This window comes from Bacillus sp. P4_D3, from assembly GCF_056401855.1.
Genome location: NZ_JBFUIN010000287.1, coordinates 1 through 4,042 on the forward strand (window position 1 = coordinate 1; position 4,042 = coordinate 4,042).

Here is a 4,042-nt window from a genome sequence, read left to right on the forward strand (position 1 = left end):
ACACGATACGCACTACAAGTAATCCAATTAAAATAAATACAAATGCTTTTGAACGCTTCAAATAAATCTCTTGTCCGCGTATTTCAAATTTAGATGTTTTAATAAGAAAAATGGAGAAAAATAGACCAACGACAATCGCTTCTAACATTTCTGCTGGAGTTAATCGAAATTCAGGAAAAACATACATCAATGCTCCTGTGCTCATGAAAAATGGCGGAAGTATAATTTTTTTCAATGTTGCAGGTTTCTTAGCTGCTTTTAAACGAATAAACATCGCACCGACAGCCATACAAACAGCAACGATACTTGATAACAAAACTATGTTCATATTTTCTCATCCTTTTTTGTGGCTATATGCAAAATATAATTTCATTATATGCTTTTCCGTTAGTATTTCCAACATTTTCACAGAATAATACTAAAAACCGGTAAATCCACCAAATAAACTTGAGAAATATACGATAATTTTCGTCATCCAATTAAAGTATAGGAAGATCCCCATAACGATCATTATGTATCCTCCGACTTTCATGAACGCCATACTATTTCTTTTAATCCAAGACATTTTCGTAATAAAGAATGAAAGTACGAAAAAGGGAATCGCAAATCCAAGTATGTAAGCAATCATATAAATCATTGCCGATTCTGGATTTGTTGCAGCTAATCCAATTACAGACACTAATATAGGCCCCGTACAAGGTGTCCATCCAGCGGCAAATGCTAATCCAATTAGAACTGAACCAAAATAACCACTCGGACGGTTTTTAAAAGTAAATTTACGATCTTGCATTAAAAACTTCGGCTTAAATACACCGACAATAATAAGACCGAACACGATGATAAATATACCACCTAGCTGTCTAATTAAATCTTTATAATCCGTAAAAATTCCTCCGATAAAACTTGTACCAAATCCAATTGCGATAAATATAATCGAAAATCCAAGTAAGAAAAACGCTGTATGTATCATACTTCTTTTGCGAAGCATTGCATTTTCTTCTTTCAATTCAGAAACCGACATACCTGTTATGTATGATAAAAATGCCGGATAAAGCGGTAAGCAACATGGGGATATAAATGATAAGAACCCAGCTCCAAACGCTAAAAAAATACTAATATCTTGCATTATTCCACTCCTCTCCTCCTCCATATTGTAGCAAAAACAATTGAAAATACTATGGACATTTCATGAATTCACTTTTCCAACGTGACAATAAGAAAAACTACCCTTTCACACAGTTTCTAATAAAACGTTTTCATTTCCTTCTATTATATAGAAAAATCTCAATTGAATTATGAAACTCTTTCTAATTGTTACTAACATAACAAAGGTTCCACAGTTTCTCAAATCATTAGCACATTACAATTAACTTCACACATATTAAGCCTAAAAAATTTTTTTCAAATGCTGTCTTTATACAACGTAAAGCTGATTTTACAATACTTTAATTATTATTAATTTCAAGATTATGCATAAATATCATACTTTTATTATTATTCTATAAAATTTCGCACTTTTCTTTCATTTGACCCTTCATTTTTAATTTTGTATACTTCCCTCTAGTTATATATGTCCGTTACGGAACAATTTCATATAGATGGGAGGAATTTTTCATGCTTCGTTATTCTCTTTTAGTTTTATTAGGAGCGTGTAGTTATGGGGTTTTAGCTATTTTTGTTAAACTTGCATATGCAGAAGGATTTTCACTTGGAGAGGTAATTGGTAGCCAGTATTTGTTCGGTTGGATTATTTTACTTGCTATTACACTTCTATTTTCTAGACATCGTGTTCCACTAAAACAAATGTTAATTTTATTCGTCGCAGGTACGTCTGCAAGTTTTACTGGAATTTTTTATTACGCTTCTTTAAAAACTGTACCAGCTTCTATTGCAATTATACTTTTATTCCAATTCGTTTGGGTTGGAATTATCATTGAAGCAATTACAACGAAAACATTACCTTCAAGAGAAAAAGTTATTTCAGTAATCTTCTTACTTGCAGGTACATTTTTATCAAGTGGGTTATTAGAAACATCAGCTGGTGATTTCGATACGACTGGAATCATTTTAGGCTTATTATCAGCTATTACATTTGCAACATACATTTTCGTAAGTGGTAAAGTTGCCGTTGAAGTACCTTCGTTACCACGCGGTGTCCTTTTAATGGCTGGCGCTTTAACTTTAGTCATGATCGTATTCCCGCCAACATTTATTTTTAACGGAGCAATTTCTCAAGGCCTTTGGAAATACGGCTTAGGCTTAGGAATATTTAGTATCGTTATTCCGTCCATTGCCTTTACAATCGGTATTCCAAAAATCGGATCTGGCTTAGCAACTATTCTTGGTGCAGCAGAACTGCCAGTTACAACAATTATGTCTGTATTCGTTTTAAAAGAAGCTGTACTATCTTCACAATGGGTCGGTGTATCACTTATTTTAATCGGTATTGCAATCCCGCAAATTGCATATGCAATGCGTGGACGTTATAAAAAACAGCATACTCATAAAAAAGTTGCAGCATAAACGAGAGAGGATTTTCATTTGAAAATCCTCTCTTTTATTATTGTGTTATATAATGAATACAAATATTTCACTTAAGAAAGAGGGGATAATAAGTGGCATCCATTCCAAATCAATTAACAGAAAAACTTATTTCTATTCGTCGCCATTTACACGAATACCCAGAACTATCTTACGAAGAATTTGAAACAACAAAAGCAATAAAAAATTGGTTAAAAGAAGCTAATATTACTATTATTGATTCCAGTTTAGAAACAGGAATTATCGCTGAAATTTCTGGTAATAAAAACGGACCGGTGGTAGYGCTTCGTGCTGATATCGATGCCCTTCCTATCCAAGAAGAAACAGACCTTCCATACACTTCAAAAATACAAGGTAAAATGCATGCTTGTGGGCATGATTTTCATACAGCTGCTATATTGGGTGCGGCTTACTTATTAAAAGAAAAAGAAGCTTCTCTTAACGGAACTGTGCGTTTTATATTCCAAGCTGCTGAAGAAAGTGGAAACGGAGCATGTAAAGTTGTTGAAGCTGGACATTTAAAGAATGTGCAAGCCGTTTTTGGTATGCATAATAAGCCCGATTTACCAGTAGGTACAATCGGTATTAAAGACGGTCCACTAATGGCTGGAGTAGATCGATTTGAAATTGAAATTCATGGTGTTGGAACACATGCAGCTGTGCCTGATGCCGGTGTCGATCCTATCGTTGCATCATCTCAAATCGTTATGGCACTTCAAACAATTGTAAGCCGAAATATTAGTTCTTCTCATAACGCTGTCGTAAGTGTAACAAACATTCATTCAGGGAATACGTGGAACGTTATTCCCGAAAAAGCAATATTAGAAGGAACTGTCCGTACATTCCAAACTAAAACACGTAAAAAGATTCCGGCATTAATGGAACGTATCATTAAAGGCATTTCTGATGCACTAGGTGTAAAAACAGAATTTCGATTTTACCCAGGTCCTCCTGCTGTTCAAAACGATAAAGTACTCACTGATTTTTCTATTCAGATTGCAGAGAAAATGAATCTAAACGTTATCTCTCCTACACCATCAATGGCAGGAGAAGACTTTTCTTTTTACCAACAAGAAATACCAGGTTCATTCGTCTTTATGGGAACAAGCGGTACACATGAATGGCATCATCCAGCTTTTACAGTAGATGAAGAAGCATTACCTATTAGCGCGGAGTATTTCGCCTTATTAGCCGAAGAAGCTATTCATCAATTATCACAAACAAAAAGCCGTTAAGTTACCCTTAACGGCTTTTGCTTATGCTGTTAAATCTCGTTTTATAAATACAGTATAGGACACCCCTAAAAATACAGCTAAGTATAGAAGAAGCATACAAGAAGCGAATGGGAATGTTACTCCATCAATAAAGCTCCCGCCCTTTGAAAGCCCATATAAATCTGTATTCGCTGGTAATAAATATTTCGCCCATTCATATCTTGCTGCCGGAATTAGCGCTATTCCCCCTGATAATGCAAGAAATAGAGAAATCCCGATTGCACCTC

Annotated in this window: 4 protein-coding genes and 2 pseudogenes; 2 read left to right on the plus strand and 4 right to left on the minus strand. The window is 34.7% G+C overall.

Annotated features, from left to right (window positions below; all coding sequences use genetic code 11):
• The 3 genes and pseudogenes from AC1DTM_RS19445 to AC1DTM_RS19455 form a co-directional block, all read right to left on the minus strand.
• Positions 1 to 328 (minus strand): CcdC family protein (locus AC1DTM_RS19445; protein ID WP_477000682.1); only part of this gene is annotated, 328 nt, incomplete at its 3' end.
• 90 nt (positions 329 to 418) lie between these two features.
• A complete protein-coding gene (gene ccdA, locus AC1DTM_RS19450; protein WP_001152675.1) occupies positions 419 to 1,126 on the minus strand; it encodes a cytochrome c-type biogenesis protein CcdA in 708 nt (235 codons plus the stop codon).
• 60 nt (positions 1,127 to 1,186) lie between these two features.
• Positions 1,187 to 1,294 (minus strand): annotated as a pseudogene (locus AC1DTM_RS19455) (peptidase T).
• A gap of 320 nt (positions 1,295 to 1,614) precedes the next feature.
• Between AC1DTM_RS19455 and AC1DTM_RS19460 the strand changes: the two are divergent.
• Both AC1DTM_RS19460 and AC1DTM_RS19465 read left to right on the plus strand, forming a co-directional pair.
• Positions 1,615 to 2,523 carry an EamA family transporter gene (locus AC1DTM_RS19460; protein ID WP_002111188.1) on the plus strand — a complete coding sequence of 303 codons (909 nt, stop codon included), beginning with the start codon at positions 1,615 to 1,617 and terminating at the stop codon, positions 2,521 to 2,523.
• A 92-nt stretch (positions 2,524 to 2,615) separates the two neighbouring features.
• A complete protein-coding gene (locus AC1DTM_RS19465; protein ID WP_477000683.1) occupies positions 2,616 to 3,776 on the plus strand; it encodes a M20 peptidase aminoacylase family protein in 1,161 nt (386 codons plus the stop codon).
• 21 nt (positions 3,777 to 3,797) lie between these two features.
• Here the strand turns inward: AC1DTM_RS19465 and AC1DTM_RS19470 are convergent.
• Positions 3,798 to 4,042, minus strand: a pseudogene (locus tag AC1DTM_RS19470) (ABC transporter permease); the annotation flags it as partial.